General features: G+C 69.4%; 17 protein-coding genes. 5 read left to right on the top strand and 12 right to left on the bottom strand.

What is annotated here, in order from left to right; genetic code table 11:
* Positions 1-42 precede the first annotated feature (42 nt).
* Positions 43-495, top strand: coding sequence for an SRPBCC family protein (locus BLS25_RS10930; RefSeq protein WP_056229698.1), 453 nt, complete (start codon positions 43-45; stop codon positions 493-495).
* A gap of 64 nt (positions 496-559) precedes the next feature.
* On the opposite strand, the gene BLS25_RS10925 is transcribed toward BLS25_RS10930, so the two are convergent.
* On the bottom strand, positions 560-1552 hold the full coding sequence (locus tag BLS25_RS10925) for an aldo/keto reductase (RefSeq protein ID WP_056229702.1): 993 nt from the start codon (positions 1550-1552) through the stop codon (positions 560-562).
* 158 nt (positions 1553-1710) lie between these two features.
* On the opposite strand from BLS25_RS10925, the gene BLS25_RS10920 reads away from it, so the two are divergent.
* Entirely contained in the window at positions 1711-2181 is a 471-nt protein-coding gene (locus tag BLS25_RS10920; protein WP_056229707.1) for a hypothetical protein, read from the top strand.
* A 53-nt stretch (positions 2182-2234) separates the two neighbouring features.
* Here the strand turns inward: BLS25_RS10920 and BLS25_RS10915 are convergent, their stop codons facing one another.
* The 4 genes from BLS25_RS10915 to BLS25_RS10900 all read right to left on the bottom strand — a co-directional run bounded on the left by BLS25_RS10915 (position 2235) and on the right by BLS25_RS10900 (position 6765).
* Complete coding sequence (locus tag BLS25_RS10915; RefSeq protein WP_056229711.1) at positions 2235-3563, bottom strand: Cpe/LpqF family protein; 1329 nt, start codon at positions 3561-3563, stop codon at positions 2235-2237.
* 50 nt (positions 3564-3613) lie between these two features.
* Positions 3614-5038 (bottom strand): PepSY-associated TM helix domain-containing protein, encoded by a 1425-nt coding sequence (locus BLS25_RS10910; RefSeq protein WP_074695650.1) that lies wholly within the window; start codon positions 5036-5038, stop codon positions 3614-3616.
* 275 nt (positions 5039-5313) lie between these two features.
* The gene (locus BLS25_RS10905) at positions 5314-5916 is read right to left on the bottom strand and encodes a hypothetical protein (RefSeq protein ID WP_056229721.1); all 603 of its coding nucleotides are present in this window, start codon (positions 5914-5916) and stop codon (positions 5314-5316) included.
* Between the two features lie 51 nt (positions 5917-5967).
* Positions 5968-6765 carry a hypothetical protein gene (locus BLS25_RS10900; RefSeq protein ID WP_074695648.1) on the bottom strand — a complete coding sequence of 266 codons (798 nt, stop codon included), beginning with the start codon at positions 6763-6765 and terminating at the stop codon, positions 5968-5970.
* Positions 6766-6839: 74 nt separating this feature from the next.
* On the opposite strand from BLS25_RS10900, the gene BLS25_RS10895 reads away from it, so the two are divergent.
* On the top strand, positions 6840-7844 hold the full coding sequence (locus BLS25_RS10895) for an epimerase (protein WP_074695646.1): 1005 nt from the start codon (positions 6840-6842) through the stop codon (positions 7842-7844).
* A gap of 78 nt (positions 7845-7922) precedes the next feature.
* Here BLS25_RS10895 and BLS25_RS16945 read toward each other — a convergent pair whose 3' ends face one another.
* Positions 7923-8081, bottom strand: a complete 159-nt coding sequence (locus tag BLS25_RS16945) for a hypothetical protein (RefSeq protein ID WP_176786354.1) — start codon at positions 8079-8081, stop codon at positions 7923-7925.
* Positions 8082-8223: 142 nt separating this feature from the next.
* On the opposite strand from BLS25_RS16945, the gene BLS25_RS10890 reads away from it, so the two are divergent.
* Positions 8224-8496 (top strand): hypothetical protein, encoded by a 273-nt coding sequence (locus tag BLS25_RS10890; protein WP_074695644.1) that lies wholly within the window; start codon positions 8224-8226, stop codon positions 8494-8496.
* A 4-nt stretch (positions 8497-8500) separates the two neighbouring features.
* Here BLS25_RS10890 and BLS25_RS10885 read toward each other — a convergent pair whose 3' ends face one another.
* Positions 8501-9475 carry a helix-turn-helix domain-containing protein gene (locus BLS25_RS10885; RefSeq protein ID WP_074695642.1) on the bottom strand — a complete coding sequence of 325 codons (975 nt, stop codon included), beginning with the start codon at positions 9473-9475 and terminating at the stop codon, positions 8501-8503.
* A gap of 42 nt (positions 9476-9517) precedes the next feature.
* On the opposite strand from BLS25_RS10885, the gene BLS25_RS10880 reads away from it, so the two are divergent.
* Complete coding sequence (locus BLS25_RS10880) at positions 9518-9982, top strand: GNAT family N-acetyltransferase (RefSeq protein ID WP_074695641.1); 465 nt, start codon at positions 9518-9520, stop codon at positions 9980-9982.
* 65 nt (positions 9983-10047) lie between these two features.
* On the opposite strand, the gene BLS25_RS10875 is transcribed toward BLS25_RS10880, so the two are convergent.
* The 5 genes from BLS25_RS10875 to BLS25_RS17285 form a co-directional block, all read right to left on the bottom strand.
* Complete coding sequence (locus BLS25_RS10875; RefSeq protein WP_074695639.1) at positions 10048-10941, bottom strand: SDR family oxidoreductase; 894 nt, start codon at positions 10939-10941, stop codon at positions 10048-10050.
* A gap of 53 nt (positions 10942-10994) precedes the next feature.
* On the bottom strand, positions 10995-12803 hold the full coding sequence (locus BLS25_RS10870; protein ID WP_074695637.1) for a glycoside hydrolase family 15 protein: 1809 nt from the start codon (positions 12801-12803) through the stop codon (positions 10995-10997).
* 130 nt (positions 12804-12933) lie between these two features.
* Complete coding sequence (locus BLS25_RS16670) at positions 12934-13431, bottom strand: hypothetical protein (RefSeq protein WP_143017911.1); 498 nt, start codon at positions 13429-13431, stop codon at positions 12934-12936.
* A 727-nt stretch (positions 13432-14158) separates the two neighbouring features.
* The gene (locus BLS25_RS16665) at positions 14159-14608 is read right to left on the bottom strand and encodes a hypothetical protein (RefSeq protein ID WP_143017910.1); all 450 of its coding nucleotides are present in this window, start codon (positions 14606-14608) and stop codon (positions 14159-14161) included.
* 372 nt (positions 14609-14980) lie between these two features.
* Positions 14981-15499, bottom strand: a complete 519-nt coding sequence (locus tag BLS25_RS17285) for an RHS repeat-associated core domain-containing protein (protein WP_371129339.1) — start codon at positions 15497-15499, stop codon at positions 14981-14983.
* Positions 15500-15790 lie beyond the last annotated feature (291 nt).

Below are 15790 nucleotides of genomic sequence, written 5' to 3'. Positions count from 1 at the left end.
AGACTGGGGGCAGCCCCGGAAACCACACGAAAAGAGGACACCATGGCACAGGTCATCGAAACCGTCGACGTCAACGTTCCCGTCCGCGTCGCGTACAACCAGTGGACGCAGTTCGAGGAGTTCCCCCACTTCATGAGCTTCGTGGAGTCGATCACGCAGAAGAACGAGACCCTCACGCACTGGAAGGTCAAGATCGCCGGTGCCGAGCGCGAGTTCGACGCCGAGATCACCGAGCAGCACCCCGACGAGCGCGTCGCGTGGAACAGCGTGGGCGGCGACGAGAACCACGCCGGCGTCGTCACCTTCCACCGCCTGTCCGACGACGAGACGCGCGTCACGGTCCAGATCGACTGGGCGCCCTCCGGCGTTCTCGAGAAGCTCGGTGCCGCCTTCGGCGCCGACGATCACTCCGTGAAGAAGGACCTCGAGAACTTCAAGAAGTACATCGAGTCGCGCGGTGCCGAGTCCGGCGCCTGGCGCGGCGACGTCAGCTGACGTCGACCGATGAGAGAAGCCGGGCCCGTCCGTGAGGACGGGCCCGGCTTTCGTCATGAGCGGCTCACCACTGGGGGTGGATCTCCGCCCGCAGTCGTCGGTCGTACACCTCGCGCACGAGCGCGTCGAAGGCCTCGACGTCGAACCCGCCGTCGAGGAGGTCCGCCGCGCGAGCGTTCGAAGCCGCCTGATCGGTGGAACGGGCACCCGGGATCACCGAGGTGATCCCCTCGCGCGACGCGATCCACGCCAGCGTGGCGGCCGGAAGCGTCACCCCCTCGGGCAGCGACGCCTTGAGCTCGTCGACCGCGGCCACTCCCTCGTCGAAGGGGACGCCCGAGAACGTCTCGCCCTTGTCGAAGGCCTCGCCGTTGCGGTTGTAGGTGCGGTGGTCGTTCTCATCGAACGTCGTGGAGCGCGTGTATTTGCCCGACAGCAGGCCGCTGGCGAGCGGTACGCGGGCGAAGACCGCGACGTTCTTCTCGGCCGCGAGCGGGAGAACCTCGTCGAGGGGCTTGAGCCGGAACGGGTTGAAGATGATCTGCAGGTTCGTCAGGTTCGGGCGTCGAAGCGCCGACAGGGCCTGGTCCATCGTCTCGACCGAGGCGCCGTAGGCGGCGATCACGCCCTCCGACACCAGCTGGTCGAGGGCGTCCCACGTCGCGTCGTCGTCGATGACCGCCGACGGCGGACAGTGCAGCTGCACCAGGTCGAGCGTCTCGGTGTCGAGCAGGCGCCGCGAGCGATCGAGCCAGACGCGGAAGTTCTCCATGACGTAGTTCTCGGGCACCTGGTCTTCGCGGCGCCCCATCTTGGTCGCGACGGTGATGTCATCGGCATCCCGTCCCTTCAGGAACTTTCCGATGATCTGCTCCGACCGGCCGTCGCCGTAGACGTCGGCCGTGTCGAAGAGAGTGACGCCGGCGTCGGCCGAGGCGGCCAGGACGGCGCGCGCGTCGTCTTCGGACACGTCGCCCCAATCGGCGCCGAGCTGCCAGGTTCCGAGACCGATCGCCGAGACCTGACGGCCGGTACGGGAGAGAGGGCGCTGCTGCATTGCGGTTTCCTTTCGAAGCGTGGTTCGAGCCTAGCCAGCCCCTCCGACGCCCGGGCCGGCATGCGTCCACCGAGTCACCGCCATCCGCGCGAGCGCAACCCCGGCCCCTCGCGACCCGGACGCACCTAGCGTGGCGGCACACCCACGGAAGGAACACCATGGACACTCCCGCCGACCGACTCCCCGGAGCCGACGAAGAGAACCTCGTCCCCGAATCCGACGGCCTCGCCGCCGACGTGCCCGCCGGCGCCGCCGGCGCGGACTCGGGTGCCGTGGACGCCGCCCGCATCGATCCGGACGACGAAGCACGCCTCCAGGGCATCTCCAGCCAGAACGACCTCCCCGGTGTCGGCACGCGCGCCGCTGACGGCCTGACCGAGCGCGGAACCGACGACGCCCGCGGCGAGGGCGGCTCGACGTCGCGCCACACCGAGGACACCGGTCGCTCCGACCGCGAGCCTGACGACGGCACGAGCCGCACCCCCGCCTCCCCGGCCCCGGCCGCCGACGGCGGTGAGCCGCACGTCGACGACGACGACCCCATCGCGGCGTTCCAGCCCGGTGTCGGCCGCGACTCCGCCGCCTCCAGCAAGATCGCGCAGAACCTGCCCGATCCCGACGACGCCTGACCGGGAGCGTCGCCGCCCTCGGTCCCGTGTCGGGGCGGAGGGCGGCCACGCGGTCAGTGGGCGAGACGCAGAGCGTCCTCGGCGAGGTGGAAGAAGTCGCTCATCGCGCCGGCGACGGCCTGCGGGTCCTCGTCCGCCATCAGCAGCACCACCGTCGCCTCCGTCGCGTCGTCACGCACGAACCAGCTGCCGCTCAGCACGCCGCGGCTCGACCCGCCCTTGAAGGCGACGTACGGCCACGACCCCACGTCGAGGCCCTGCCCGGGGTTCTCGCTCAGGATGCCGAGCACCTCGGCATCCTGCGTCTGCTGCAGCGAGCGATGCACGGCGGCGACGTCCCGTGCGGCGGCGAACCAGTCGAACCCGTCCTGCCACTGCGCCGTCGTGACCGCGGCCCCGTCGACCGCCAGGGGCGCCGCGGCGATCCGGTCGAGCAGGGCGCGTCGTCCGGCCTCGTCGGCCCCCGCCCACTCGGCGCGCACCGCGGGGTCGCCCCAGCCGAGCGTGAACAGCTCCTTCGTCGAGAGGAACGGCGACAGCGACGCTGGGTCGTTGTGCCCCGATCGCACGACCGCCGCCTCCACCCGCTCGCGACCGAGGCGCGTGATGAGCAGGTCGGTGGCGGTGTTGTCGCTGATGCGGATCATCGCCGAGGCCGCGTCGCGCACCGACACCTCCGTCCCGGTGGGGGCGTCCTGCAGCTCACCGGACGGCAGGCTGCGGTCGACGTCGCGGAGCACGAGGGTCTCGTCCCACGTCAGGTCGCCCGAGGCGACGGCATCCGATACCGCGAGAAGGACGTAGAGCTTGAAGACCGAGGCCAGCGGCGCCGACCGATCGGGGTCGAGGGCGAGGGCTTCTTCGTCTCCGCGGAGCACGAGGGCGCTGACCTGACCTGGGAGCGCGGCCAGACGCTGTTCCACCTCGCCGAGAGAGGTCGACGGCGTCCACGGCTTCGCCACCGGGCCGAACACCATCCCCGTGATGCGGCTCGCCCCGTCGATCGTGAGCGACAGGTCGAAGGGGTCGCCCAGCGCGCCGGCGAGCGTGGCCACGGCCTGCGTCTCGGTGCCCTGGTACGCCGTCACGGTGAAGGGGGCGGCGGGACGCAGTTGCCGATTGACGAGCTCGGCGACCTGCTCCGCCGGGACCTGAGCGAGGAAGTTCTCGTGCAGCACGCGCGACCACTCCCCCGCCGTGGTGTCGGCCTCGCGCTCCAGGATGTCGATGATCCACGTCACCCGCTCCCCGACCGGGGTATGGGGGATGTCGACGGATGCCGCGGGGCTCGAGCGCGTCTCCGGCGCGGCGCTCGCGCAGGCGGTGAGCGCCGCGACGGCGACGAATGAGAGGGCGGCGGCGAGGCGACGGGCGAGTGTCACGGTGAATCCTTCCGGGGGGGGATTCCCACGCTACGCACGCCGCCCCCTCGTCACCTCCCTCGTGCGGCGGATCTTCGTCCCCGCCACCCGAGGACCGCGTCGATCACCACGAACACCGCGAGGGTGTAGCCGACCAGCGGCAGAACGAGACCGATCGCGACCGCCGCGACGACGACCGCCCCGGTCCCCCACCAGGGCGCGTGACGCAGCACTCCGCGGGCCGGCGCCGCGGCGGTACCCCCGGTCGGGCGGCGCTTCCACCACATCGCGTAGCCGAGCACGACGAGCGCGGCGATGCCGACCGCGAGCAGGAACAGCACGAGCTGGTTCGCCAGGCCGAACATCGTCCCCATGTGCAGGTCGACGCCCCAGCGCGAGAGCTTCGCCAGGAGCGGGAAGTCGGCGAAGTCGACCCGGTCGGTCACCCGCATGGTCGAGGCGTCGATCGCCACGGCATCCACCTCGGTCGGGAAACTGCGATGGATCTCCTGCACCACCCAGGCCTTCCCCTCGGTCGCGGGCGGGCGGATCTCGAGGTCGCCCGAGTTCACGTTCACCCCGCGCGCCACGGCCCAGACCGCGTCGAAGGTCGCCGGGTCGGAGGCCGGCCCGGTCGCCGAGTGTCCTCCGTGGTGCGAGTGCTCGCCCCCGGTCGGAGCCGCCCCGTCGATGGTGGTCGTGAGGGCGGGCGTCCCCTCGCCGACGAGGGTCCGCAGGTCGGAGACGTGGGCGCCCGCGAACGTCGACCACGTGATGCCGGTCGCCGAGAAGAACAGGGCCCCGACGACGACCCAGATCCCGACCGCGGAGTGCCAGCCCGACAGGCGCCGGTACCCCGTGTGCCGGCGATTCGGTCGCAGCAGATCGCGACGCCCGCGACGGCTGCGCACGAAGCGCCCGATCCACAGTCCGAGCCCCGCGAGAGCGACGATCCCGAGCCAGGATGCCGCGAGCTCGCTGTACCAGCGTCCGACATCGCCGAGATGCAGCGAGCGGTGCAGATCGCTGATCCAGTGCCGGAGCGGGAGGGCCCCGCTCGTCCCGTACGCGGGGAGGTCGCCGCGGATCGCCGTGGTGGCGGGATCGACGAAGATCGCTCGCGTCGTGCTCTCGGGCAGGGTGTCGTCGGCGAACATCACGCGCGTGGTGGCCCCCGGCTCGGGAGCCGGTCGGACGGCGACGGGGGTCGCCCCGCTCCCGACGTAGCTCTCGGCCGCTCGCACCTGATCGGCCAGCGGAACGGCGGGCGCGGTCGATTCCGCGGTGAGCTCGTGCGGGTACAGGACGTTCTCGAGGGTGGGGGTGATCGCGTACAGCGCGCCGCTCAGGGCTGCGACGAGCAGGAACGGCCCCACGAGCAGCCCCGCGAAGAAGTGCAGGCGTCGGAGGAGGGCGGTGAACCACCCCCGAGAAGCGGCCCTCGGGGAGGGCTCGGGAGGGGATGCCACGGCCGGGCCGGAACCGGCGGCGGTCATGCGGCGCTCAGCGTGGGCGTCGGGGTGGAAATCCGCGCCGACGCGGGGGCGGCGACGGGGTGGAGAGGACAGGGGAACATCGGGAATCGCTTTCCGAGCGCGAACGCGCTCGTGGGTGATCGCCCGGCATCGCCCCCTCGAGGCGAGGGTCGGTGTGCGGGCGGAGAAGAGGGGGGCGGGCGCGGCAGGGCACGCCGACGATCGCGCCGCCGTCGAGGCGAGGCCCGACGCGGCGGTCGACCGCTCCGCCATCTCGGCGACGGGCGGAGCGGGACTCAGGATGCCGCGAGAGGCGGACCGCGCCGCTGCGCGGCCGAGACGACCAGAGCCGAGGTGGGCCGCACCGCGGCGACCACGACGGCCGCCGTGCGGCGCACCGACGGTGCCGTTGGCAGACCTGCCAGGACCCGGACCCGGGCGCGGAGCCAGGCGACGCTTCGCTCCGCGAGCACGCGCAGGGCCACGAGGGTCCGCTCGCCCCGGTGGAGGGCGACCGTCGTGGCGAGGGCTGCCACGGCATGGCCCAGCCACATCGCGGCATCCGGGGTCATCGCCGGCAGGGCCGACCCGCCCGTCAGAACCGGCAGGGCCGAACCGTGGACGTGCGCCGCCGCGGCGAGGTCGTAGCTGCCGAGGACGAAGAGCGAGTGGAAGAGCACCTGACTGACCGCGACGGCCACCGCGAGGCGCCACGTCGAGAGGCGGCGGCCGGCCAGCGCCGTGCACACCACGAACGACAGGGCGAGCGGGACGACGACGCCGAACACACCGGGGACCTCTCCCCCGCCGCTGACGTGCGAGAGCAGGGCGACGAACGTGGCGACGGATGCCGCAGCACCGCCGCGACGGACGCGTGTCGCCCTGGCCTGTCGTCGCATGGGATTCATCATGTCAGGCGAGCGCTCGCGCGTCGGACGGGTGCTGAGGCGTCACCGCCCGAACACGAGATACGCCCCGCCGGCCAGGACGACGAAGAGACCACCGACGACCGCGAAGTAGGTCGCCGTCGCGTGCCGAGTGGTCTGGGCCACCTGCTCCCGCATCGGGAGCGCCGCAAACGGCCCCGGCCCCGGGAGGCTCCCGGCCGCAGCGCTCAGCGAGACGTCCAGCGCATCGAGGATCCCGAACACCCGCCGCCACACCAACGGGTCGGGCACCGACAGACGCCCGGGGCGGTAGAGGAACAACCACCCCTCGGCGATCTCGAGATCGAGCGGCAGTCCGTCCTGATCGAGGAGGTCGACGATTCCTGCGGTGACGACCGCCTGCGCCCACTCCGCGTTCTCGGGCGCGACGTGCAGGGCGGCCCGTTCGGGTTGGGCCGAGACGGACCGCGGGGCGAGGCCGGGCAACGCGGGAAGGGGCCGGACCGCCCGCGCGCTGCGCGTCTCGACGACGAGACCGGGGGTCGCTCGCGGCAGACGCACGGCCGCGTAGCCCCACTCCGCGCTCATCTGGTTCATCTGCACCGAGTACGTGTACGCGCTGTTGCCGACCTCGAGCCCCGCAGAGCCGGGGAGGCGCACGACGTCTCCCGCGCGCTGGGTGAAGCGCGACCGCCCCGCGGCATCCCGGAACACCACCCCGGGCAGGGGCTGCACGGTGACGAGCGGGTGGTGCTGCCAGCCGTTCGCGGCCGCGAACGCCAGGGTCCCCGGCGCACCGGGGTTCAGGGCGTCGTACGCCACGTTCGTCGGCACGGGGATCCAGTGGGCATCGGCGGTCACGGACCCATCCTGCCCGGCGCATCGGGGCACCGCGACGACCCCTAGGCTGAACCCACCGTGCCCAGGAGGATGCCGTGACCCCACCCCGTGTCGTGATCGCCGGCGCGAGCGGCTTCGTCGGTCACGCTCTCACGGGCGCCTTCCGCGCCGACGGCTACGAGGTCGCCACGGTCGGACGCTCCGGGGACGCGGTCTGGGGCGATGCCCCGGGGATCGCCCGGCTGGTCGATGGCGCCGACGTGCTGATCAACCTCGCCGGAAAGATCGTGTCCTGCCGGTACACCGACGCGAACCGCGACGAGATCCTCCGCTCCCGGGTCGACACCACCCGAGAGCTGCACGACGCCGTCGCCGGGGCGCAGCACCCTCCCCGCGTCTGGATGAACGCGTCGACCGCGACGATCTACCGCCACGAGATGGCGCACGGCAACGACGAGATCGACGGCGTCGTCGGCGACGGCTTCTCGGTCGACGTGGCTACCGCGTGGGAGCGCGCGCTCTTCACGGGAGAGCTCCCCCGCACACGCCGTGTGGCTCTGCGCATGGCCATCGTGTTCGGCGACGGGCCCGCGACGCGGGTGCTGTTGGCCCTGCCACGGCTCGGACTCGGCGGGACGCAGATCGACAGCTGGTGGTTCCCGCACCGCCGCTACCGCGGCATCGGCGCTCACCCGACCGGCCCCGTCCTGTCGGGGTGGTACCGGACCTCGGGCCGTCAGCGCTTCAGCTGGATCCACATCGACGATGTCGTGGCATCCGTCCGCTTCATCCGCGATCGAGACGACCTCGACGGGCCCGTCAACCTCTCCGCCCCCGGCGTCACCGACAACCGCACCCTCATGCGCGAGCTTCGCCGCGTCGCCCGGGCGCCCTTCGGACTCCCCGCCTTCCGGTGGATGCTCGATCCGGCGATGGCCGTCCTGCGGAACGAGCCCGAACTCGTCCTCAAGAGCCGGTGGGCGGTTCCCCGCAAGCTGACGGAGGCGGGATTCGCGTTCGGGTACCCCGAGATAGGCCCGGCTCTCGACGCCGTCGCCGCGGTGCGCCCCGCCCGGGCGCGCGACCTCTTCGCGGCCTGACGCGCGTACGCACGACGCCCCTGCCCAATGCGATCGTCGGTCAGGGGCGTCGGTCGTCGGGTCGCGCGCCGGCGGTGGTCAAACCTTCCGCCGGACGAAGCGCAGGACGGCCGCGATGATTCCCACGATCAGGATGATGAGGCCGATCCAGAGCAGGAATTTCACGGCCTCGACGAAGATGCCGAAGAACAGGAGCACGAGGCCCACGATGACGAGGATGATGGCGAGAGCTGGCATGGACCCATTGTCCGCGTGACCGGGCGAACGCTCAGCCTCCTTGACACGGAGAGCGGATGACGGGATGCCGCGTGTCAAGACCGCGGCGGGCTCGGCATGCGAGGTCTAGCGTCGGGGTCATCAACGATCTCAGGAGGCGGCAATGACCGAGCGCGACGTCAACGGACACGACTCAGGACACGGCACCGGTCCCGGTGAGGGCGAGTACACGGATGTGCAGCTGCCGGACGGCACCGCCGATCGCGGGAGCGCCGACCTCCCCGGCGAATACGTCGACCGCGAGAACGCCGATGGCAGCGAATCACGGCCCCGCACCGACGACGCCGGCGCCTACACCGACGTCGAGCAGTCCGGCGGGCACGAGTCGCGCGAGAACCTCGACGACCCCGGCGAGTACACCGACCGCGATCGCTGAGCCCTCAGCGGCGGAGCGTCGTCTCGGGGTCCGTGCGGTACACCGCCCGGTACGCGGCGACGAACGACGCGGCGTCGGCGAAACCCCATCGCGCGGCCGTCGCCTCGACAGTGGTCGTCGCGGGGTCGGCCTCGACGAGGTCGGCGTGCGCGGCGCTGAGGCGCGCGAGCCCGAGGTAGCCCTCGGGGGTCGCCGAGATCTGGCCGTTGGCGGCGAAGGCGCGTCTCAGTCCCGACACCGACGTCCCCGCCGCCCGCGCGGCGTCGTCGATCGTGACCGGGAGCGAGGCGTGATCGTCGATCCACGCCGCGGCACTCGAGTAGATCGACGCCTGCTCGAGGGCCGACGCGCGTCTCTCGCGCGGGTCGCCCACGAGCGCGAACGCCTCCAGCGCGGCCACCGCGAGCGTTCGGCCGAGGTGGGCGCGCACGAGGGGCTCCGACATCACGGGAATCTGCGTGAGGGCCCACTGCTGCGTCGCCAGCCAGTAGTCGCGCAGTCGCCGCGAGACGGGACCGGCCGCGGCGAAGCGGACGCGCAGCGTCTCATCGCCGTAGACGGTTCGCGCCGTCCGGGTGAGCCACTCGGCGTCGAAGGCCACGACGTCCACGCGGGTGTGGTCGGCTCGGGCGATCAGGTCGTCACCCGGCTGCAGGATGCCGGGTTCGATGCTGTACTCCCCCTGCTCCTGCCCGATCCGCCACGCGTACCCCGGCGTGGACGAGCAGATGTAGAACCGGTCGGACTCGTGGGCGACGTCGACCCGAGCGCGCCATTCGAGGCGCCGCAGGGCGAAGGACCCGTCGCCGACCGAGTGCTCGGAGTACGCCGCATCGTCGGCCTGCAGATCGACGTGACCGTACTGCGAACGCAGCCAGGCGTCGGTGGCGGCGATGTCGTCGGTGTGGACGCGCTCGTTGAAGAAGTCGTTCATGTGCGGGGCGGCCGAACGCCCGAAAGACACGGCAGCACTGCCCATGATAGTTAACCTCACCCTCCGAGAAACCCCGAAAGGATCCCGATGGCCGACTCGCCCACCATCCGCCCCATCGACACCGACGACGCCGGCGAGGTGCTGACGATCCAGCGTGCCGCCTTTGCGAGCGAAGCCCTCATCTATGGCGATCCCGACATGCCCCCGCTCACGCAGACCCTCGAGGAGCTGCGCGCCGAGCTGGTGGAGAACCTGGGGTGCGTCGCCGTCACGGACCACCGCATCGTCGGAGCGGTGCGCGCGCGCCGCGACGGTGAGCTGTTGCTCATCGGCCGCCTGGCCATCGCCCCGGATCAGCAGGGCGAGGGCCTCGGGACCCTGCTGCTCGCCGCCGTCGAGGAGCGGGGGCGTGAGGCCGGAGCCACCGAGGCGGAGCTGTTCACCGGCGGCCTGAGCGAGGCCAACCAGCGCCTGTACGAGCGCGAGGGCTACCACCGCTCCGAAGAGACCGCCGACGGCGAGATCTTCTATCGCAAGCCGCTCAGTGACTGACGGAGATTCCGGATGCCGCGAAGGCCGCCGCCCCGATCGGGACGACGGCCTTCGCGGCGTGAGGCTTACGGCGTGGGCATGCCGCCGTTGACGTTGAGCGTCTCGCCGATGACGTAGCTGGATTCGGCCGAGGCGAGGTACACGTACGCCGGGGCGAGTTCGGCGGGCTGACCCATGCGGCCGAGAGGCGTCTCTTCGCCGAACTCGTCGACCTTCTCGTCGGGCTGGCCGTCGGTGACCTGCAGCGGCGTCCAGATGGGGCCGGGCGCCACCGCGTTCACGCGGATGCCCTTCGGCGCGAGCTGCTGGCCGAGCGCCTTGGTGAAGGTGTTGATCGTCGCCTTCGTCGAGGCGTAGTCCACGAGGATCGGCGCCGGCGAGTACGCCTGGATCGAGGTCGTGTTGATGATCGTCGAGCCGGGCTGCAGGTACGGTACGGCCTCTTTGCAGATCCAGAACATCGCGTAGACGTTGGTCTTGAACGTGTCGTCGAACTGCTCGTCGGTCAGGGTCGTGACGTCCTCGTTGAAGATCTGCTTGCCGCCGTTGTTCACGACGATGTCGAGGCCGCCGAGGCCCTCGACCGCTTCCTTCACCAGCGTGCGCGCGTAGTCGCGCTCGCGCAGGTCGCCGGGGATCTGCACGACGGTGGCGCCCGCCTCGCGGAGGATCCCGGCGATGCGATCGGCATCCTCCTTCTCCTGCGGCAGGTACGACATGGCGACCGAGGCGCCCTCACGGGCGAAGGCGATCGCGGTGGCGGCACCGATGCCCGAGTCGGCGCCCGTGATCAGGGCCTTGCGGCCCTTGAGGCGCTCGGTGCCGACGTAGGTGTCCTCACCCAACTCGGCCTTGGGCGTCAGCTCGGCGTCGAGGCCGGGCTCCTTCTGGTCCTGCGACTGCGGGTCGATGTCGGCGTACAGCTTCGACGGGTCGGTGAACGTGTACTGCGTGCTCATGGCGAGTCCTTTCGTGGGGGATGGATGCCGGAGCGAGGGGCCCCGGCGGAGGTTCAGCGGTCGCCGAGTTCGGCGTCGTCGACGACCTCGCGGATGACGAGCGCGGCGTTGATGAGGGCGAGGTGACTCAGGGCCTGCGGAAGGTTGCCCCAGAACGCACCGTCGGCCTCGGCGATCATCTCGGAGTAGATCCCGACGTCGTTGCCCTGGGCGACGAGGGTGTCCATCGCCTCGATGGCCTCGGCGTGACGGCCGACGCAGGCCAGGGCGGTCGCCCGCCAGAAGGCGCACGCGACGAAGGTCTGCTCCTCCTGGTCCATGCCGGTGTAGCGGTAGACGAGGTGGTTCTCCGTGGTGAGACGCTCGGTGATGGCATCCACCGTTTTCGACATCCGCTGACCCCGGTCGAAGCCGGTGGGAGCGTGCAAGAGGACGGATGCGTCGAGGTCTTCGCTGCCCGGGGCGAGGGTGTACGCCTGGAGCTCCTCCGACCAGCAGTGCTCGTCGACCCAGTGATGGATGCGGTCACGCTCGGCACGCCAGCGGTCGCCGTTGTCGGGGATGTGCCCGCCCTCGGCGAGCCACTGCGCATCGTCGAGGGCCTTCCAGCAGCCCATCTTCGACGAGGTGTAGTGCCGCAGTTCCGGCAGCTCCCACATCCCCGAGTCCTCGCGGCGCCACAGGTCGCACGTGCGGTCGGCGACGTCGGCGAGCAGTCGCCCGGTCTGGATGTCGAGGCGGTTGCCGGCCTCGACGTAGGTGCGGCAGAGGGCGATGAGATCGCCGTAGACGCCGAGCTGCAGCTGGCCCTGGGCGGGGTTGCCGGTGACGACCGGCTGGTTGCCGTTCCACCCCGGCACCTGGTGCTTCTCGAGCCCGATCTCGGCATCGCCGTCGAGGGTGTACATGACCTGCACCTCGGGACCGTTCTTGCGGATCGTGCGCAGCAGCCACGAGATCGCGGCGTGCGTCTCTTCGCGCAGGCCGAAACCGACCCAGGCGTGCGCGGTGTAGGCGAGGTCGCGCACCCAGGCGTAGCGGTAGTCCCAGTTCTTGCCGCCGCGCGGGTTCTCGGGCAGCGACGTCGTCGCCGCGGCCGCGATCGCACCGGTCGGGCTGAACAGCAGGAGCTTCAGGGCGAGGGCGCTGCGTTGGACGTCGTCGGCCCAGGGTCCGTCGTACGAGAATTCGTCCGACCACATCTTCCAGCCGCCGATGGTGCGATCGATGCCGCGGTCGACGTTCTTCGCGTCGGGGATGCGCAGGGGCTCCCCCTCGGTGGCCGCGATCACGAGGAGGTGCCGCGACCCCTTCTCGGTCGTGAAACCGCCGTCGATGCTCTCGTTCTCGGCATCCGGATCACCGTGAAGACCGTGCTCGTGACCCGTCACTGCCAGCGACACGTGGCCGATGCGCATGATCGAGAAGCCGTCGATGCGCTCTGTCCAGGGGGCGGCGGAGCGCAGCATGGTGCCGGGCTGCACGCACCACGCGAACTCGACCTCGCCCTTCACGCCGTCGACGCGGCGGGCGAGCTCTGCCCAGGGCAGTCGGCCGGCGATCCCGGTCACCATGGCGTCCGTCAACGTCGCGACCCCGGAGGCCGTGGTGAAGGTGGTCTCGAGGACGTTCGTGCGCGGGATGTACCGGCGGGTGACCTCGTACTCCTCGACCGGAGCCAGCTGGATACAGCCCCCCGCGGACTCGTCGACGAGACGCGCGAACACCGGCCGCGAGTGGATGTTCGGCAGCGGAAGCCAGTCCACTCCCCCGTCGAGCCCGATGAGGGCCACGGTGCGTCCGTCGCCGATCGCGGCGTAGTCGCGCAGGGGACGGGACGGGGCGGGAGGAGTGAGAGGCACGTCTTCACGCTAGGAATGACGTGGCAGGGCTCCCCCGGGGTTGTTGATTGGATGCCGAGCGGCTAGGGGAGCAACGCGCCGCCTCGCCGTCGGCGCCGCGCCGGGGTCCGGAGCGTGGTTCGGTTCCCCTTCAGAGATCGGAGAGGGCCCGCAGGATCCGAAACTCGGGATACGAGTCCAGTGCGCGCTCCCGTGATGTCGTGCGGTAGTACTCGTTCCAGTAACTGCGGATCCGCGCCTCCGTCAAGGCGAGATGAGCGGGATTGTCGGCGACGTAGCGACGGAGGTTGTCGCGGTCGACGAGGTGCATACTCGCGTCCAGCTCCGCGAGAATCTCGATGACGTAGTCGGACGCCAGGTCGACGATGTACGGAATCGTCCAGAGCGCGCCGGACTTCGCGAGCGGCCCCACGGACGCCTGCCTCACGAAACCGTTCGTAGAGTGAGAAGCGATGGCGGCGCAGATCGTCGAGCGGGTCTCTGCCCGCGCTCCCCTCGCACTGAGGCCGAGAAACCGACGCCGCGGAATGAAGCCGTGTCTTTTGGGCAGCAGAAGTTTCTCACCGGCGATGAGCACTGGGCCGGGCCTGTTGTCGACATGGATGCCATAGCTCATGCTGACGGTCATCCTCCGCGCCGTCGCTTCGACTTCTTCTCCGAGCTCGGAGGGAAAGCCGGAGCGTAGTTGAGCTCTGAGTGCCGCCGCTGATGGACCTGCTGCCGATCGTGATGCGTCTTTCACCTCTGACCTTTCTCCGTCGTATGTGCGGAGGGTGGAGCGACCGTCAGAACCGGAGGCCGCGGTGTCGAGCACACGCAGTCCGAAGCGACGGCTTGCAACCGTTGACCCTCGTCGATTTCGCCTCCCCGTTACATGTCGTTGTAGGGGTAGCAGCAAACCTCATGACTTATCTCATTTCGCTTCTCGTCTTGCTCGAGTAGACCCCACGCACACAACGCTTGCTCACGTGTAGCTAAGTCCACGGCAAAGAATCCAATCGCGTTCCACTCGATCTGGCCTCCCATGATGATGAGGCGTGGTCTTCACCTCGTCTCCCCGAAAAATCCAACACACGACAATGGGAAACAACTGGGTCAAATATTTTAAGCTAGTCCCTCCAATGAATCGGTGGCCATCAATCACAGTATTCAGGAGGCAGACTTACCGGAAAATCTCGCTCACCCTTGGACCCGTTGCAGGGACGGCAGGCGGTGTACGCGTTCAGACCCGTTCTTTCCGCATTTCATTTCTTTCGATAAATTTGGTCATAGTTCCCCTCCCTCAATCCAGCTTCGAGTTCGAAATAGTTCAGACATCGACTTGGTCGTCGAAATTCGGGCGACCGAGCCACTGCTCAATCTCCATCGCCCAGACGATCAAAGGTGAATACGCGATCGAGGAATGGTTCGTCGTACCCAGAAGCAAAAAAGAGCATTCGCTCCTCGCCGGTGAAAATGTTTCGCTGCATGCGCAAAGGGATGTCAATGCGGCAGGTTTCAGGTGACGATGAGACCATGTGGAGCGAAAGCCCTTCGAAGTCGGACCTCAACATCCACTCGCCCCGGAACACGGAAGTAGCCCGCCAATCGACATCTTCGAGTAGACGTTCCGGTGCCTGAAGTGGACCGCCGCACCCAACACTATCCGGCCATCCAGATAATTCGGCAGTTGAGTTGGCCTGCAGTTGCATGTTCACCTTGTGGCCAGAGGAGTCAAGGTAGCGCCACAAGCCGTCGACATCACGCTCCACCGGCACCACCTGACTCCAGGGGACGGCCAGTGCCCAAAGAATCAGGATCCCCATTACCGAGACGATTACCCACGCGACGGATCTGACAGCAAGCCGCGAGACTCCAACCATTTCATTCCCTCGGTCCACGTAAATTCCTGCTCGGCCTGCGAGAATGGGCCTGTTTCTTCCACGAGGCCGTTCCACCATTCCAAGTCGCCAATCCCCCTAAATGGTGAGCCCAAAGTCAAGTAGTTCTCGGCTACCCAGGTCACTTGCACCTTTCCCTCCCCGACTTGGCGCACCCCCGTCGGGCGTAGCGTGTAGGTACCAACTACGAGCAGCGTCCTCTCCTCGGAAGACGACACCGGGTACAACAACAATGTCTTTGCATCCCGCCACAGATTGGTATTCCAAGGCACCGGATCACCCGCTTTGTATCCACCTCTAATCTCTTGCACGGACGGGGAACTTCAATCTCCGCGAAGAGCGGCTCGCGAGTCGTTTACCGGAACGCGAGCGCGGCGGACTCACGGTCCGCTTTGACGAAGGCCCCCCGGACCGCCCGCTCGACATCCCCAAGGTGTGTGCCGGAAGCTGCCCGAGCGTCGAACGCCCGGCATTCGCCCGGTTGCGGAACCGAACCTCCTCGTTCCGCGCCTCACTCCGATACGCCGTCTGCCGCGAACCCGAACCGCCACCCACACGCGTCAGCGCAAACCCGAACGCATCCGCGTACGACACCGGCGAGTTCTTCACGTACGCGTACCGGTTCAGCGACTGCGGGTCATCGAGGTCACCGCGCCATGAATCCGCCTCCGACCACGACCCCACCCCCGGGTCGTAGGAGCGCGCGAAGTACTCGTCCACACCGAGGGTGGCATGGCCCGGCTGTCCGTCGTAGCCGACCGCGGCATCCCACCCTGACGTGGCGAATGTCGCACCGCCGAAGTCGCCGTACGACACCAGGTCGGCGAGCACTCTCCCGCTCGTCGCCGTCGCCGTCACATCGCGCGCGTCGCCGAGCAGCCACGACACCCCCGACGCACCCGACTGCACCAACGCGCCACCAGCAGCGTCCCGCAGAAGACTTGATGCCCCCTGACGAGAGCTCGAACCCGCAGCCGGTCGCAGCCCATCCCACGCCCGCGTCGACTCGTCCGTCCCGAAACGCCCCAGTGGGAAAATAATTCTTATCAACACCGGGGTGAGGCCGCGCTACCGTCTGGCCAAATCCAGGTCCCAGGAGACAGTCCA

The sequence above is a fragment of the Microbacterium testaceum StLB037 genome, assembly GCF_900104345.1.
In the GTDB taxonomy this organism is placed as follows: domain Bacteria; phylum Actinomycetota; class Actinomycetes; order Actinomycetales; family Microbacteriaceae; genus Microbacterium; species Microbacterium testaceum_A.
The sequence above is the reverse complement of the archived record's forward strand: the minus strand, read 5'-3'. Positions and strand labels throughout refer to the sequence as shown.